Origin of the sequence: Corynebacterium sp. HMSC074C01 (assembly GCF_001814605.1) — a bacterium.
Taxonomy (GTDB): Bacteria; Actinomycetota; Actinomycetes; order Mycobacteriales; family Mycobacteriaceae; genus Corynebacterium.
Genome location: NZ_KV817249.1, coordinates 1 through 14,587, shown reverse-complemented (window position 1 = coordinate 14,587; position 14,587 = coordinate 1). Strand labels below are relative to the sequence as shown.

The following is a 14,587-nucleotide window of genomic DNA, read 5'->3' as shown; positions in this document are numbered from 1 at the left end:
AAACCCGCCAACCACAACCAGGTTGACGGGGATATCGGCGATCCTTCAGGACAGCACCACCCACGAACCACAAGAAGGTGCGCGGGGATTTCGGGGATCCCAGACCACGCCGGATGCAGCAGAGAACCGGGGTTCCTAAGCCCTTAAAGGGCGAAGCCCACCAACTGAGCCATCGTTGACGGTCGAGCTGTCGAGTGCAACGCGAATTCCGGAGCTCAAAAGCGCACCCAGAGCTCCTTTTCCTTAAAACCCGGCAGAACCTTCGAGCGGTCACGCGCTCATCGCAATGTCTCAAGCGTGGCATGCGCAGCCTGCTCAAGCGGAGCGTAGTAGGCCGGACCATGCGTCATCGCATGAACTGCAAGTGGGTGCAACTGGTGCATCGGCACCCACTTCCGGTACTCCTCACCCGCCCCATAGCCCCGCAGTATCTCGTCATAGTAGGGCGTTCCGAACAGTTCCAGCATGGCCAAATCCGTCCACGGATGCCCGCCGTGCGCTGCAGGGTCAATCATGACCGCCGTGTCCTCCTGGAACAACACATTCCCTGCCCACAAATCACCATGAATTCGTGCAGGCTCAACGTCCCAATCCACGGCGGCTATAGCTTCGGCCGCCACATATACGCTGTCCCGCAGCCCCTCCGGAAGTCCTTCTATAAATGGCACCACCCGCTGTTCGGCGTAGAACTCACCCCAGGCTTCGCGTGGTTCGCAGGGTTGCTCCACGCGCCCAATGAAGTTCGCGCCTTCCCACCCCTCTGGCGGTGCGCCGAAAGCTGGGGCGCCTGCCTGATGAACCTGCCGCAACGCTTCACCAAACGCCCGCGCTGCAGCAGCACTCGGTCGCGCCTGCGCTACTCGACGCGTACTAATCGTCGAACCTGTCAGCCCCGCAACTTCCACCACGACGTCCTTTCTTGCGGCTGCTAACCAGCGCAGGCCCGCGGCCTCTGCCTCGGCTTGATCAGCTCGTGCTACTGACTTGGTGAAAACATCCATGCTCCCCAGCATAGAAAAAGGCCGCCTCTGCGAAAGAGACGGCCGATGGTGGAGCTAACGGGATTCGAACCCGTGACCCCCACACTGCCAGTGTGGTGCGCTACCAACTGCGCCATAGCCCCAGGGCAATATTGAATTTTAAAGTGGAGCTAACGGGATTCGAACCCGTGACCCCCACACTGCCAGTGTGGTGCGCTACCAACTGCGCCATAGCCCCTCATACGAGGTGCAACCTTTAAGATTGCAACTCGTATCAATATATCCGCTCCCCATTCACTCACCAAATCGCGAGTTGGGGCGCTAAATTTACTTCTCAGTAACGATGTTGACCCATTCCATGATGGAGGTCTTGTCATCCTCCGGAATGTCCTTGCCGTCCTTGATAATGCGCGGCGAGGATACGCTGCCGGTTTCCTTTTCAAGCTTTTCGTAGTTCGAGGTCACCAGCGGGTTTCCTTCACCAACCGGGGCTTCCTCAATGGCCTTCACCGTGGCATCATCTGCGCCCAGTTCCTTCGCGGCAGCAGCGAAGTCTTCCATCTCCCACTTGTTGTACACCTTGGACTGGTTCTCCATGAGGTACTTACGCAGGTTCCAGTAGAGCGTGGCGTCACCGGTCTTTGCTACCTGTTCCATCGCAGCAGCGGCCTTGGAGGAGTGGCCCGTGTTGGACTTGATGCTCTCCAGGCCGTTCGGGCTGCCGTCGAGGAAGTTGAGGGTACGCACGTGCACGACGAGCTCGCCCGCATCAATCGCATCCTTCATCTGCTCGTCGGTTTCCTTCGCCAGGTCACCACAGTGTGGGCAGGAGTAGTCCTCGTACAGCTCTACTTCGGTTGCGTCCTTTGCGGCATCCGCAGACTTGAAGGTTACCGCATTGTCCGCGAGGGAAATCTCCATGGAGACATCCTCGGCCGCGTAGTCCCCCAGCGCATCGGTCTGTGCACCTCGCCCTTGGTAGACGATGTATCCGATGACCACGGCAATAATAACCAGCAGAACAGCGAGGCCCCAGACGAATCCACTATTGCCTTTGGAGTTGGGGTCTTTGACTGTACTCATTAAACAACCTTGCCTTTATGACTTAAGTTCGAACAGATGAAAAGCCTACACACCGTTGTTAAGGGTGCAATGCAAATTTGGTGAAAGGACGCTTGATCGTCCACACCATTAAGACAGAATAGAAGACATCACGCAGCAGTGTCATCATGTAGTTCATCACTTGCGCGTCCTCATCAGGGCTAACGGAGAAACACCCGCAGTCAATCCCGAGTCCCCGCGCCCATGCCTGCGCGATGCCGATCATGAATAGAACGAGGACAATCTGCCCCACCCACGCCGATTGCCGAAGGAACAGCCCCAACAGGAGCAACAGGCCGCCGCACACTTCAAGCGGGCCAATCAGATAGGACAAATAGTGGGACCACTCTGGGGTAAAGATTTCATATGCCTTGATGCTTTGCGATACCGCGAGCTGGTCCGACAGCTTCGACGCTCCCGCTTTAATCCACACATAGGCCATATAAAATCGCGCAAACGCACTGATAACGTCCAGCACAAGCGTTGCGCTGATCTTGTTTTTAAACACGGGATTAGCCTAACAAGTTACGGGTGGAGAGCGTAACGACGATACGGGCGCCAGATCGTCCACGCGGTGAGGATGAGGAAGAAAGCGTCGCGAAGCAGCGTCAGTGCGTAGTTCATGCCTTGGCTCACGTCGTTGGGGTCGTAGCCAAAACACCCACAATCGATGACTAGCCCACGCGCCCACGCCTGAGAAATTCCCACCATGAACAGGACCAGGACCACCGCAGCGACTGCCGACGCCTCCCTCAAGAACAGGCCCAACAACAGCAGCAGCCCTCCAACGATTTCAAGCGGCGCAATGAGGAAGGCCAAGTACTCAGACCATTCCGGGGTGAAGATGCCATAGGCCCGGATGGCCTGTGCCATCTCCATCCGAGCGTCCAGTTTCTGTATGCCGGCGATAATCCACACGGCGGCCATGCCGAATCGGGCGAGTGCGCTGGACAGGTCAAGCACCGAGGTGCGTTGTGCGGTTGTCATAAACCATTAGCCTAAGCTCCGAGAACCTGTGACACCAGCGCCTGCGCCTCTTCCTGGACCTGCTTGAGGTGTTCTTCGCCACGGAAGCTCTCGGCATAAATCTTGTACTTGTCTTCCGTGCCGGACGGGCGCGCGGCGAACCATGCGTTTTCCGTCGTCACCTTCAGGCCACCGATCGCCGCGCCGTTGCCCGGCGCTTCGGTGAGCTTGGCGACGATCTCCTCGCCCGCCAGCTCAGTGGCCGTGACCTGCTCCGGAGAGAGCTTCTTCAGGATCGCCTTCTGCTCGCGGGTAGCTGGCGCGTCGGTCCGCGCATAGGCCGGTGCGCCGTACTTCTCTGCCAGCTCCGCGTAGCGCTGGGACGGGGTTTTACCCGTCACCGCCAGGATCTCGGCGGCCAAGAGACCCATGATGATGCCATCCTTATCGGTGGACCACACAGTTCCGTCGAAGCGCAAGAAGGAGGCACCGGCGGATTCTTCGCCGCCGAAACCTAGGGAGCCGTCGACAAGCCCCGGCACGAACCACTTGAAGCCCACCGGCACCTCCACGAGCTCACGGCCCAGGCTGGCCACGACGCGATCGATCATGGAGGAAGACACCAAGGTCTTGCCCACCCCGGCCTCACCCCACTCGGGACGGTGGCTAAATAGGTACTCAATGGCCACAGCCAGGTAGTGGTTCGGGTTCATCAGACCCGCATCCGGGGTGACGATGCCATGGCGATCGGAATCCGCGTCGTTGCCCGTAGCCAGGTCGTACTTGGAGCGGTTCTCCACCAACGAAGCCATAGCGTCCGGGGAGGAGCAGTCCATGCGGATCTTGCCGTCAGTATCCAGGGTCATGAAGCGGAAGGTGCCGTCTACCTCGGGATTTACCACCGTCATGTTGAGCCCGTAGTGCTCGGCGATGGCCGCCCAGTAGTCCACCGAGGCGCCGCCCATCGGATCCGCGCCGATGCGCACACCGGCCTTTTTAATGGCCGCCATGTCCACCACGTTTGCTAGGTCAGCCACGTAGGAGTCGAGGTAATTGTGCTTGACGCAGCGCTCATCGAGCACGCCGTCAACCGGCACGCGCTTGACGCCCTCCAGCCCAGCGCGCAGGTAGTCGTTGGCCTTGGCTGCAATCCAGTCGGTGGCATCCGTGTCTGCTGGGCCGCCCGTCGGCGGGTTGTACTTGAAACCACCATCACGCGGCGGGTTGTGGGAGGGAGTGATCACGATGCCATCGGTGCCCGGGTTGGTCAGGATGGCGTGGGAGACTGCCGGGGTCGGGGTGTAGCGGCCGCGGTCATCCACACGAACCTCCAACCCATTGGCAAGGAGAACCTCGAGGGCGGAGACCATGGCGGGCTCGGACAAAGCGTGGGTATCGCGGCCGATGAAGATGGCACCCGTGGTCCCCTGCTCAGCGCGGTAATCCACGATGGCCTGGGTAATCGCCAAGATGTGGGCCTCGTTGAAGGCGGTATCCAAAGCGGAGCCGCGGTGCCCGGAGGTGCCGAAGGAAACCTGCTGGTCGGGGTTATCAGCGTCGGGGGTGCGGGTGTAATACGCGGTGACTAGCTCTGCAATGTCAATGAGATCGGAAGACTGGGCTAGTTGGCCGGCGCGCTCGTGTGCCATGGTGGTTTCCTCCTTGGGGATGTGGATACACCCTAAGCTTGCCTGCTTCACGCTGGTTTCGCATCCCAATTAGGATGGTGCCTATGCCACAGATCCTTCTTGTGGGCTGCGGGGCCGCGCTCGGGGCGCTGGCCCGCTTCGGCCTTTCTTCGCTTCTCGGGGGTGGCGCTCTGCCGCTGCTGCTCATCAACGTTCTCGGCAGCGCTGTTATGGGCTATGCCAAACCCCCGGCATTCTGGGGCACAGGTTTCTTAGGCGGCTTCACCAGCTTTGCTGCCTTTGCTTTTCTCACCTCCGGCTTCGACCCGGCGCAGGCAGGGGCCTACGTGTTGGCGACGGTCGTCGGCTGCACCGGGGCCTACCTCATGGGTGACCGCTTGCAGGATCGGAGGCACGCATGATTCTCTCCATCCTGGCCGTACTCGCCGGTGGCTTTGTCGGCGGCTGCGGGCGCTACCTGCTCACCCGCGTGCTGCCCTCCCCCACGTGTACCTTTGCCGCTAACCTCATTGGCGCAGCCGTGGCGGGCGTGGCCTACGGCTATGCCACGCATGCCCACACCCCCGAGTATTTTCTCCCCCTGCTAGCAGCCGGACTCGCTGGCGGGCTATCCACGTGGTCCACGCTGGCCAAGGAACTGGGAGAAATGATAAAAGCCAAGCGCTGGTGGCGCTTGGCGCGTTATCTCTTCTGGACCATCGGCCTGGGAATCGTGGTGGCCTGGCGCGGGGCGTGGGTAGGTTCGCTTCTCGCCTAACCTACCTAGCACGCCCCTGTCTGCACTAGTCAGCGATGGCGTCCAACGGTGGGGTCTTCGCCGCGCGCTGCGCCGGCCACAGCGCTGCCAGCACACCCACGATTCCGGAGCCCACGAACATGACCGCGAGCATCAGCCACGGCACCGTCGCGCTATCGAGGCCTTCGTCGGACAGCACGGAGATGAAGGACCATCCCATCCCCAGTCCCATGAGGATGCCCATGAGCGCACCAAAGAGGGCAATCTGTACCGATTCCACGGTGATCATCGTGCGAATCTGGCGGCGCTGGGTGCCCACCGCGCGCAGCATGCCGATTTCTTGTCGGCGTTCGATCACGCCCAGCGTGAGGGTATTGACAATGCCCAGGACCGCGATGACCACGGCAAGGGCCAGCAGCGCATAGAGGATCGTGAGCATCTGGTCAATCATGCCGGCAGCCTCGCCGGCGTACTCCTCACTGGTGCGCACCTGCACCACGACGAGGTCCTTGACGGACTTCTCCAGGTTGGCGCGCAGCTTCTCCTTGTCATAGCCTTCCTCCGCGTTCACGGAGACCACCGTGACGTCAAGGCTACCGGGGTCAACGACCTCTTCTGCCGCAGACTTGGACACGGCCAGACCCGGAAGCATCTCAAAATGCTCATACGTGCCGAGGAGCTTCACCTGCGCGGTGCGGGAGGGATCCGGGCCGGCCAGCTCATAAGACTGACCGACTTCCCAACCATGCTCCGCAGCCAAGCCAGCCTCGGCGATGAAGCCAGGCTCCTCGCCCGTATTCACGGCACCGTCCACCACAGTCAGGTTGAGCATGTCATCGGCGTTGCCATCGATGACCTGGCTAATCAACATCTCCGGGCCATAATTCATCGAAGCCTGGCCATCCACCTGTAGCGGCGCAGTACTCATCGCTACGACCTGGCCAGCGCCCTCAGTATCGCGGGCACGCTGCGCCGTCTCGTTCGGCGTCGGGAAGCTTCCGGACGTCGGACCGGACAGCAAGAAGTCTGCGCGGGCATCCTGTTCGACGGCATCGGCAACCGAGGCCTTCATCGTCGCGCCCAACATGCCGATCGAGGTCACTAGCGCCACCCCCAGCATGAGGGCGAACGCGGTAGCCGCGGTTCGGCGCGGGTTACGCGCCGAGTTCGTCGACGCCAGCTTGCCCACCGCGCCAAAGGGCGCACCAACCACGCGGCCGATCCCCGGAACGATAGGCAGGGAGATGGCCGGGCCGGCGAGGAAGAAACCAAGGATGAGGTTGAGCGCACCGAGGCCCACGAGGGAGGCGCGGATGCCTGTGGAGGCATCGATAAACACTCCAACGAGCGCGAAGATGATGCCTAGAACGAGCAGCAACCCGCCCAGAACGCTGCGCACGAGCAACGAGGAACCAGCCGCGGACTCGGTGGAGCGCATGGCTTCCACGGGTTTCACCGCACCCGCCCGGCGCGCCGGCGCCCACGCGGAAATGATGGTGACCACGGCACCCAAAAGCAACGGCACGACCACTGCGCTGACGCTCAGACCCAAACCGCCGCCCATGGGCATGTCCTTGGCGGCAAAGACGGCCTTAATGAGCGCAACCAGGCCCATGCCTGCGACCACGCCCACGGCAGAACCCACGAGGCCCACGATGAAGGCCTCCGTCACCACCGAGCGCGTAATCTGACCACGCGAGGCGCCGAGTGCACGCAGAAGCGCGAACTCCTTGGTGCGCTGGGCCACAATCATTGAGAAGGTATTCGCAATGATAAATGTGCCCACCAACAGCGCAATGAGGCCGAAAGCGATGAGGAAGTAGTTGACGAATTTCAGGGCAGAGGAAATCTGATCCGACAACTCATCGGCCAGCTTCTGGCCGGATTCCGCCTTAACCTCGAAGGTTTCATTGAGGTGCTCCACGAGGGCATCGGCGTCGACGCCCTCGGCCGCCGCGACCTTCAACTGGGCAGAATTGCCATAGCGCTCGACGAAGGCCTCGTGCCCCATGAGCAAGGTCAGGCTGGGGCCTTGGTCCACTGCAGGCTTGACGACGCCCACGACCTTCACCTCATCACGCTGGTCCGGGTGGACCACGAGGAGGGTATCGCCGACGTGGATACCGAACTCTTCGGCGGCGGAATCATTAATGAGGACTTCGCCGGTCCCGTTCGGCTCGGAGCCTTCGACAAGCGTGGCGGGCTCACCGACGGACTGCTCCTCCGGGTAGTAAGGCTGCACGCTGGAGGTGCCCCCACCAGTTTGAAAGGCCTCGGCGTCCTTGTTCGCCACCACGACCGTCTGGCTGCTTTGCATGTTCACCGCGCGCACATCGGGGTCGGCGGCGATGTCATCGCGCATCTTTTGGTCGAGGTTGGGGCCGCCTTCTTTCTGGCTCACGGCCGCGTCCACACCGGTAAACGCAGTCGAGACAGCGGAGTCGAAGGTGCTCGACAGCGAATTAGTGAACATGAAGGAACCCGAGATGAACGCGGTGCCGAGCACCACCGCCAACAAGGTCAGGGCAAGGCGCAGCTTATGCGCGAGAATGTTGCGCACGGACACCGTGCGCATGGTGTTCTTTGTGGCCATGCTTTAGCCCTCGATTTCTGCCATCACGGCGTGGATGGACTCCATGGTTGGGTTGGTGAGTTCATTCACGAGGCGGCCATCAGCAAGAAAGACCACGCGGTCTGCGTAGGAGGCGGCCTTGGCATCGTGCGTGACGATAACGACGGTCTGACCATCCTTATCCACGGCGGTGCGCAAAATGTCGAGTACCTCGGCGGAGGAGTTCGAATCCAGGTTGCCGGTCGGCTCATCGCCGAAGATGATCTCGGGGCGCGAAACTAGGGCGCGCGCGCAGGCCACGCGCTGCTGCTGGCCACCGGAGAGCTCTGCTGGGCGGTGATTCAAGCGCTCGGACAAGCCCAGGCGGGAAGTGACCTCATCGAACCACTCTTTATCCACCTTGTTGCCAGCGATATCGGTGGGCAGCGTGATGTTTTCTGCCGCGGTCAGCGTGGGCACCAGGTTGAAGGACTGAAAGATGAAGCCCAGGCGGTCGCGGCGCAGGGCCGTAATATCCTTGTCGCTGAGCTGCGACATATCGGTATCACCGATGAAGGCCGAACCGGACGTCGCCGAATCGAGCCCCGCCATGGTGTGCATGAGCGTGGACTTGCCGGAGCCCGAGGGGCCCATGATGGCGGTAAAAGTGTTGCGCGCGAACTCAACGTCGACGTGGTCCAACGCGGTAACTGCGGTATCTCCCTGACCGTATTGTTTGAACAGGTCGACGGCACGAGCCGCAGCAGTCATCGTTGGGGTTGTCATGGACGTGTTCTCCTTATAGATGGGGAAAGTAACGTCACCACCCTATCTTGCCCTGGGTAAGTTATGTGACGCGTGTGGTCTAAAATATGCTCCATGCGCGCATCTCTTTCCGCTCTGGAGCATTATGACCGCTGTGCCGAAGCAGCTGCAGCTCAGATCATGCGCCACTACTCCACCAGTTTTTCCCTGGCCACACGGCTTCTTCAGCCGCGGGTGCGCGTGGACATCCGTAATTTATATGCCATGGTGCGCACGGCCGATGAAATCGTCGACGCGGGACTCAATCCCCACGACGCGGCCGCGCTTCTCGACGCCTACGAAACCACCGTCCGCAACGCCCCGTCCCAGCGTTTTCACGCCGACCCGGTCGTCCACGCCTACGCGCTCTCCGCGCGGCGCTGCGGGTTCCAGGACGAACACATTGCAGAGTTCTTTGCCTCCATGCGCTGCGATCTCACGCGCACCTCCCACACAGCGGAGTCTTTTAAGACCTACGTTCGGGGCTCTGCAGAAGTCATTGGGCTGCTATGCCTGGATACTTTTTATGCCGGTGCTCCTCGGCCCGCTGGCGTCGAAGAAGGAGCAGAGCGCCTGGGTGCCGCGTTTCAGAAGATCAACTTTCTGCGGGACCTGCATGAAGACTCCACGGAGCTGGGCCGCGCTTATTTTCCTACGCTGCGTGAGCCAGACAAACTCGATGAGGAAACGAAGGCCGCCATCATTGCTGATATCCGCGAAGACTTAGCCCATGCCCGCACGGCCATGGACCTGCTTCCTCTGAGCTCCAGGGTGGGGGTAGCCGCAGCGGCGGCTCTTTTCACGGAGCTTACGGATCTCCTCGACACCACTCCTGCGCACGAGATCATGACTACCCGTGTCAGTGTGCCCGCCGCGCGGAAAGCTGTCCTCATCAGCCGCGCTGCAGCACACGCGGCAAGGAATAAGGGTTAAAGAACATGGGCAAACATGTTGTTGTCATCGGCGCTGGTATTGCAGGACTTGCCACCGCAGCCTTGCTGTTGCGGGAGGGGATGCGGGTGACGGTCGTCGACAAGCAACGCAGCGTTGGTGGGCGCGCGGGAAGCCTGGCCGTGGATGGCTTCCGTTTCGATACCGGCCCCTCGTGGTACCTCATGCCGGAGGCCTTCGATGAGTTTTTCCGGGCCTGCGGCACCAGTACCGAGCGCGAGCTGGACCTAGTAGACCTCTCCCCTGCCTACCGTGTTATCAACGAAGATGGCGCGGCCCTAGATATAGAAACGGGCGTGGAGAACGTAGCAGAGCTTTTTGAATCCCTCGAGCCGGGCGCAGGCGAGCGCGTGCGCGCCTACTTAGCGCGCTCCTCCGATATCTATGCCGTGGCGCTAAGCAGCTTTTTGTACACCACGTTCTCCCACCCCACGCAGCTTCTCAGCAAGGACGTCCTCACCCGACTGGGCACGCTCGCGCTGCTGCTGACTCGTTCGCTCGATGCGCTGGTGGCCGCCCAGTTTAAGGATTACCGCCTGCGCCAGGTCCTGACTTACCCCGCGGTGTTTCTCTCCACTGAACCGAAGGCCGCGCCGGCACTGTACTCCTTGATGAGCCACACGGACTTGGTGGAGGGCGTGCGCTATCCCTTAGGGGGCTTCGCGGCCGTTGTCGACGCTATCGCGCGGCAGACAGCCGGCGCCACCTTCGAGCTTGGCTCGGCGGTGGTAGCCATCAACCACGCGCACGGGCGCGCGGCGGGCGTCACGCTTGACGACGACCGCACGATCCCCGCCGATGCCATCGTCTCCGCCGCCGACTTACACCACACAGAAACCGCGCTGCTTCCCACGGACCTGCAAACGTATCCGGAACGCTACTTTGCCCACCGTGACCCTGGTCTGGGTACTGTCTTAGTCTTCCTCGGCGTGAAGGGTGCCCTTCCGCAGCTGGCACACCATACACTGCTATTCAGCACAGACTGGACCCCCGATTTTAGGGCCGTCTACCACGGCCCTGAGCCGTTGCGGCCACTGGGAGCTTCGGAGTCTATCTACGTATCCAAGACATCCGCGACGGATCCTGGCGTAGCTCCGGAAGGCTACGAGAATCTCTTCATCCTCGTCCCCGTTCCGGCAGAGGAATCCTACGGCCATGGCGATGCCTACGGCGCTGCGGAATCTCCCCGCGTGGGCGCCATCGCCCGCGCCGCCGTGGCGCAGCTAGGGGCTTGGTTGGGGATTGAGGATCTGGAGGACAGGGTCGTCGTCAAGCGCACGCTCGGCCCCGCCGACTTTGCCGAGCAGTACAATTCCTGGTCCGGCGGCGCCGTGGGCCCTGCACATACGCTGCGCCAGTCCGCATTTTTTCGGGGCCGGAACCAATCCCGTAAGCTGCCCAATCTGTACTACGTCGGTGGCACCACGGTGCCGGGCGTGGGCGTGCCGATGTGCCTTATTTCTGCACACAACGTCCTCACGCGGATGCGCGAACAGTAATTAAGCGTCGAGCTCAAGGGCTGCAGGCCTACCGTTACGTCTTACCTTCACTGTTACAGGGTGACCGCCAAAAAGATAGCCATCATCAAACTCCACGCTGAGAGTCCCACGTTGGGGAACCTCGACGGCAACGGGAGTGAGTTTGGCGTATACGTCGCTGGTAGTGAGTTCCGGCGCCGGGACGCTGTTGCCCTCGGACAAGGCGACGTCGTGGCGCCAACGGTTGGCGGCTCGGAGGGCCTTTGCAGCAGCAAAGCCCTGGACCTCATCGAGGAACTCGGCACTGAGGACCTTGTTGATCACGGTGAGGGGTGCCTTGAATTTTCGCTTGAGATTCGTACTCTCCGCGAGAAGAAGCTCCTCCGCTTCATACACGATGCTGATATCAACTCCGAGTTCTTCTGCCCTGCCTTCGAATGTATTTGTACGGCGGTCGAGCACTAACGGGCCGAATGTGGAATCAAGCTCTACCGGAACGTCAATCCGAGCAAGGAGCTGCTCCATGGCTGCGTCGGCTACATCTGGAAGAATCTCCCAGATATCGACATAGTGTTCTTTACTCCTCTCGTGGAAGTGGTGGCTACCCCGAGCATGAAACACCCTGAAAGGCTCAAGTTCTGTAATTTCACGCGGGTCCCACAGCGTTTTTCCTGCGACTGTCTGGAAGAGCTGCGGATAGCGCACGGCGATGTCACCAGTAATCAGCTCTCCTTCTGGCAGCAACTTTAAAGCAACTCCAGGCAAGCTCATGAGCTGAATGTGCGTTTTATCCTCAGCGTAGGGATCATCGCTCACCGACTTCTTCGGCGTGTCTGCCACGACGAAGAGAAACTCTGCCTCTTCGAAGCTCAGTAGCGTTTTAACAACGTCATGGTCCGAAAATTCACGGTAGAGGGAAAGCATGCCGCAATAGTACATCTGCGAAAAGGCCGTGCAGCGCTGCATAGCGTAGTCTGAGGAGGTTGACGTCGAGTGGAAAGGCGAAGCGATGGCAGAAACTATTGAGCAGGCCAGCGAGACCGTAGAGGCGTGGCTGAAGCAAGAAGACGCCATCGATCCTAAAAAGGCCCCTCGCCTCCAGGAGCTCTTAGCCCACGTTCCCCGTCAAGAACTCATCGCAATTGTGGAGCGCCAGAACGCTCTCCGCGCTGCGTTGGCATTGAGACTGCTGCCGCGGGAAAAGTCCATCGCGGTCTTTGATGCGCTTGATGCAAAGCACCAAGCGGACATCATCGACGAATTGGGCAACGCCGATGTCTACGAATTCTTCGACGAGTTGGATCCCGAAGACCGCGTGGCGCTCTTGGATGAGCTGCCCGCCGAGATCGCGGATCGCCTCCTCCGCTCGCTGACCCAGACCCAGCGCGACGTGACCGGAGTGATCCTTGGATACACGAAGGGATCCGTTGGGCGTCGTATGTCGCCAGAGGTGGCCGATATCCACCCGGAAATGAGCATGGAAGAAGCCCTGCGCACCCTCCGCGACAACGCCGATGAGCTAGAGACCATCTATACCGTTCCTGTAACGCGCAAGGACCGGCGCTTGGTGGGCGTCGTTAGCCTGCGCGAACTCTTCACTGCTGAGCGTGGCATCCTCATTGAGGACATCATGAAAGAGCCGGTGTATGCATACGCAACTGCCGACGCCGAGGAGACCGTCCGCTGGTTCTTGCCACTCGACATGCTGGCGCTGCCGATTGTGGATGATTCACACCGCCTCGTCGGTCTTCTTACGTGGGACGATGCCACGGACATCATGGAAGAGGCGGACAGCGAGGACTCGGCTCGTTCCGGCGGTACGGAAGCTCTCCAGCAGCCGTACTTGTCGACGCCCCTTCTCAAGCTCGTCCGCTCCCGCATTCTCTGGCTGCTCGTTCTCGCCGTATCGGCTCTGTTGACCGTGCGGGTTCTCGATTCCTTCGAGGACACCTTGGCCAAGGCAGTTGTACTGTCTCTGTTCATCCCTCTGCTCACCGGCACGGGCGGCAATACAGGAAACCAGGCAGCTACTACTGTGACCCGCGCGCTCGCGCTTGGCGACGTCCGCACGCGCGACCTCTTGGCAGTCATGTGGCGGGAATTGCGCGTCGGAATGTTGCTCGGCGCCGTACTGGGGCTGGCCGGTCTTATCTTGGCGACGGTCATCTATGGCCTCGATATCGGCCTCGTCATCGGCTCCACGCTGTTTCTCATTTGTTCGATGTCCGCGACTGTTGGTGGTCTCATGCCCATTGTGGCTAAGACTGTTGGCGCGGACCCTGCGGTCTTCTCTAACCCATTCATCTCTACCTTCTGTGATGCAACGGGCTTGATCATCTACTTCTTCATTGCAAAGTCCGTCTTAGGAATCTAACTGGATACAGAAGAGTGTCCGCGAAGCCGTACGAGGACTGCTACGTGACAAATAGGCACGCTCCCCAATCTTTGGTGCGAATTGACAGCCACTAACCGCCCTGAGCGCCCGCGCACAATCCTTCGCTTATCCCGCAAGCAGTCCAATTGCAAGGTTAATAGCAGCGTGCAATATTGCGCATTCAATGACGCTTCCCGAGCGGTATCGCACCACTCCCAGGATCCACCCGCAGAGAAACTGAACCGGAAGTATGGGCCACAACTGCGCATCGAAGCTCAACAACATCAAATGAGGCAGAAGAAAAACTCCCGCTTGGAGCGTGTTACCACCCCAGAACCCCCAGGATCGAAAAAGTAAGCCGCCAACAAATCCTCGGAAAAACACTTCCTCGCCTATAGCCCTGAAAATGACAGCAAGGCTTACCCCTTGAGACAGAACCACCCCCGGTATGGCCAGACTAGCCGTCGATACAAGACGGATACCAGCGTATCCCATTCCAATCAGCACGGGGAAAAGGATGATGCCTAGTACTACTGTTTGCCAACTTCCCAATCGCCAACCCACATTTGCCCGAGCTTGAGAAACCCCAATTCTCTTGCGCTGAAAAATGATATAAAGCACTGAAGGAACGAGAAACAAAAGGAATTCAAACATCTTCTCCGTACCCTAATCCCGGACCGGGTTGGCTACTTAGCCAGAAAACTCGGTGCCCAGTTTACAATTCTGTGTGACGACAAGACGCCCTAGCATAGGTGGGGGAACTCATACTTCCATCGCCCTTTCGCAGTAGTTAGGAATTAGGCAGCTACCCGGGTGGGTATGAGCCTTGTTTATCAGCGTTTTCAGGTGAACATGATTAGGCCCAATTGGGGTCTATTGCCGCTATGGGCTAGTGTGCGCGTGTCCAGGACCAGAAAGTGCAGACGTGTTAACGCATGCCGGTAATGCTGGCAAAACGACGGAGAAGCCCGTCACCGTTGAGTGGTTGCTCAAAGGT

The 14,587-nt window shown here is 60.0% G+C and carries 14 protein-coding genes and 2 tRNA genes; 5 read left to right on the top strand and 11 right to left on the bottom strand.

From position 1 onward, the window contains the following. Positions 1–278 precede the first annotated feature (278 nt). The 7 genes from HMPREF2978_RS00820 to pgm all read right to left on the bottom strand — a co-directional run bounded on the left by HMPREF2978_RS00820 (position 279) and on the right by pgm (position 4,696). Positions 279–1,013, bottom strand: coding sequence for a fructosamine kinase family protein (locus HMPREF2978_RS00820; protein ID WP_070743547.1), 735 nt, complete (start codon positions 1,011–1,013; stop codon positions 279–281). A 34-nt stretch (positions 1,014–1,047) separates the two neighbouring features. After that, positions 1,048–1,123: transfer RNA gene (locus tag HMPREF2978_RS00815), tRNA-Ala, on the bottom strand. Between the two features lie 22 nt (positions 1,124–1,145). Then, positions 1,146–1,218 (bottom strand) — tRNA-Ala (locus tag HMPREF2978_RS00810). Positions 1,219–1,307: 89 nt separating this feature from the next. After that, positions 1,308–2,063 carry a DsbA family protein gene (locus tag HMPREF2978_RS00805; protein WP_070525671.1) on the bottom strand — a complete coding sequence of 252 codons (756 nt, stop codon included), beginning with the start codon at positions 2,061–2,063 and terminating at the stop codon, positions 1,308–1,310. Positions 2,064–2,121: 58 nt separating this feature from the next. After that, a complete protein-coding gene (locus tag HMPREF2978_RS00800; RefSeq protein ID WP_070446099.1) occupies positions 2,122–2,589 on the bottom strand; it encodes a MauE/DoxX family redox-associated membrane protein in 468 nt (155 codons plus the stop codon). 17 nt (positions 2,590–2,606) lie between these two features. Next, positions 2,607–3,068, bottom strand: coding sequence for a MauE/DoxX family redox-associated membrane protein (locus HMPREF2978_RS00795; protein WP_070525669.1), 462 nt, complete (start codon positions 3,066–3,068; stop codon positions 2,607–2,609). A gap of 11 nt (positions 3,069–3,079) precedes the next feature. Continuing rightward, entirely contained in the window at positions 3,080–4,696 is a 1,617-nt protein-coding gene (pgm, locus tag HMPREF2978_RS00790) for a phosphoglucomutase (alpha-D-glucose-1,6-bisphosphate-dependent) (RefSeq protein WP_070743544.1), read from the bottom strand. Between the two features lie 83 nt (positions 4,697–4,779). On the opposite strand from pgm, the gene HMPREF2978_RS00785 reads away from it, so the two are divergent. After that, complete coding sequence (locus tag HMPREF2978_RS00785; RefSeq protein ID WP_070743540.1) at positions 4,780–5,097, top strand: fluoride efflux transporter family protein; 318 nt, start codon at positions 4,780–4,782, stop codon at positions 5,095–5,097. After that, positions 5,094–5,453 carry a FluC/FEX family fluoride channel gene (locus tag HMPREF2978_RS00780; RefSeq protein WP_070446091.1) on the top strand — a complete coding sequence of 120 codons (360 nt, stop codon included), beginning with the start codon at positions 5,094–5,096 and terminating at the stop codon, positions 5,451–5,453. Before HMPREF2978_RS00785 ends, HMPREF2978_RS00780 begins: the two co-directional genes overlap by 4 nt. A 25-nt stretch (positions 5,454–5,478) precedes the next feature. Here the strand turns inward: HMPREF2978_RS00780 and HMPREF2978_RS00775 are convergent, their stop codons facing one another. Together HMPREF2978_RS00775 and HMPREF2978_RS00770 are read right to left on the bottom strand one after the other, a co-directional pair. Next, a complete protein-coding gene (locus HMPREF2978_RS00775) occupies positions 5,479–8,025 on the bottom strand; it encodes an ABC transporter permease (RefSeq protein WP_070525663.1) in 2,547 nt (848 codons plus the stop codon). A 3-nt stretch (positions 8,026–8,028) separates the two neighbouring features. Next, positions 8,029–8,769, bottom strand: a complete 741-nt coding sequence (locus tag HMPREF2978_RS00770) for an ABC transporter ATP-binding protein (protein ID WP_010191300.1) — start codon at positions 8,767–8,769, stop codon at positions 8,029–8,031. Positions 8,770–8,862: 93 nt separating this feature from the next. Between HMPREF2978_RS00770 and HMPREF2978_RS00765 the strand changes: the two genes are divergently transcribed. Then, positions 8,863–9,720 carry a phytoene/squalene synthase family protein gene (locus HMPREF2978_RS00765; protein WP_070525661.1) on the top strand — a complete coding sequence of 286 codons (858 nt, stop codon included), beginning with the start codon at positions 8,863–8,865 and terminating at the stop codon, positions 9,718–9,720. A gap of 5 nt (positions 9,721–9,725) precedes the next feature. Beyond that, positions 9,726–11,237, top strand: coding sequence for a phytoene desaturase family protein (gene crtI, locus HMPREF2978_RS00760; RefSeq protein ID WP_070525659.1), 1,512 nt, complete (start codon positions 9,726–9,728; stop codon positions 11,235–11,237). Here crtI and HMPREF2978_RS00755 read toward each other — a convergent pair whose 3' ends face one another. Then, positions 11,238–12,140 (bottom strand): DUF2262 domain-containing protein, encoded by a 903-nt coding sequence (locus HMPREF2978_RS00755; protein WP_246818705.1) that lies wholly within the window; start codon positions 12,138–12,140, stop codon positions 11,238–11,240. 85 nt (positions 12,141–12,225) lie between these two features. Here HMPREF2978_RS00755 and mgtE point away from each other — a divergent pair, with 85 nt between their 5' ends. Next, positions 12,226–13,590, top strand: a complete 1,365-nt coding sequence (gene mgtE, locus HMPREF2978_RS00750; RefSeq protein WP_070525657.1) for a magnesium transporter — start codon at positions 12,226–12,228, stop codon at positions 13,588–13,590. A gap of 126 nt (positions 13,591–13,716) precedes the next feature. On the opposite strand, the gene HMPREF2978_RS00745 is transcribed toward mgtE, so the two are convergent. Further along, the gene (locus HMPREF2978_RS00745; RefSeq protein ID WP_070525655.1) at positions 13,717–14,244 is read right to left on the bottom strand and encodes a CPBP family intramembrane glutamic endopeptidase; all 528 of its coding nucleotides are present in this window, start codon (positions 14,242–14,244) and stop codon (positions 13,717–13,719) included. Between the last annotated feature and the right edge of the window lie 343 nt (positions 14,245–14,587).

What these genes read in the sequence shown, in the direction of transcription:
- HMPREF2978_RS00820 (WP_070743547.1), bottom strand. Translation starts at nt 1,013, where the DNA reads ATGCTGGGGAGCATGGATGTTTTCACCAAGTCAGTAGCACGAGCTGAT.
- HMPREF2978_RS00805 (WP_070525671.1), bottom strand. Translation starts at nt 2,063, where the DNA reads ATGAGTACAGTCAAAGACCCCAACTCCAAAGGCAATAGTGGATTCGTC.
- HMPREF2978_RS00795 (WP_070525669.1), bottom strand. Translation starts at nt 3,068, where the DNA reads ATGACAACCGCACAACGCACCTCGGTGCTTGACCTGTCCAGCGCACTC.
- pgm (WP_070743544.1), bottom strand. Translation starts at nt 4,696, where the DNA reads ATGGCACACGAGCGCGCCGGCCAACTAGCCCAGTCTTCCGATCTCATT.
- HMPREF2978_RS00785 (WP_070743540.1), top strand. Translation starts at nt 4,780, where the DNA reads ATGCCACAGATCCTTCTTGTGGGCTGCGGGGCCGCGCTCGGGGCGCTG.
- HMPREF2978_RS00780 (WP_070446091.1), top strand. Translation starts at nt 5,094, where the DNA reads ATGATTCTCTCCATCCTGGCCGTACTCGCCGGTGGCTTTGTCGGCGGC.
- HMPREF2978_RS00775 (WP_070525663.1), bottom strand. Translation starts at nt 8,025, where the DNA reads ATGGCCACAAAGAACACCATGCGCACGGTGTCCGTGCGCAACATTCTC.
- HMPREF2978_RS00770 (WP_010191300.1), bottom strand. Translation starts at nt 8,769, where the DNA reads ATGACAACCCCAACGATGACTGCTGCGGCTCGTGCCGTCGACCTGTTC.
- HMPREF2978_RS00765 (WP_070525661.1), top strand. Translation starts at nt 8,863, where the DNA reads ATGCGCGCATCTCTTTCCGCTCTGGAGCATTATGACCGCTGTGCCGAA.
- crtI (WP_070525659.1), top strand. Translation starts at nt 9,726, where the DNA reads ATGGGCAAACATGTTGTTGTCATCGGCGCTGGTATTGCAGGACTTGCC.
- HMPREF2978_RS00755 (WP_246818705.1), bottom strand. Translation starts at nt 12,140, where the DNA reads ATGCTTTCCCTCTACCGTGAATTTTCGGACCATGACGTTGTTAAAACG.
- mgtE (WP_070525657.1), top strand. Translation starts at nt 12,226, where the DNA reads ATGGCAGAAACTATTGAGCAGGCCAGCGAGACCGTAGAGGCGTGGCTG.
- HMPREF2978_RS00745 (WP_070525655.1), bottom strand. Translation starts at nt 14,244, where the DNA reads ATGTTTGAATTCCTTTTGTTTCTCGTTCCTTCAGTGCTTTATATCATT.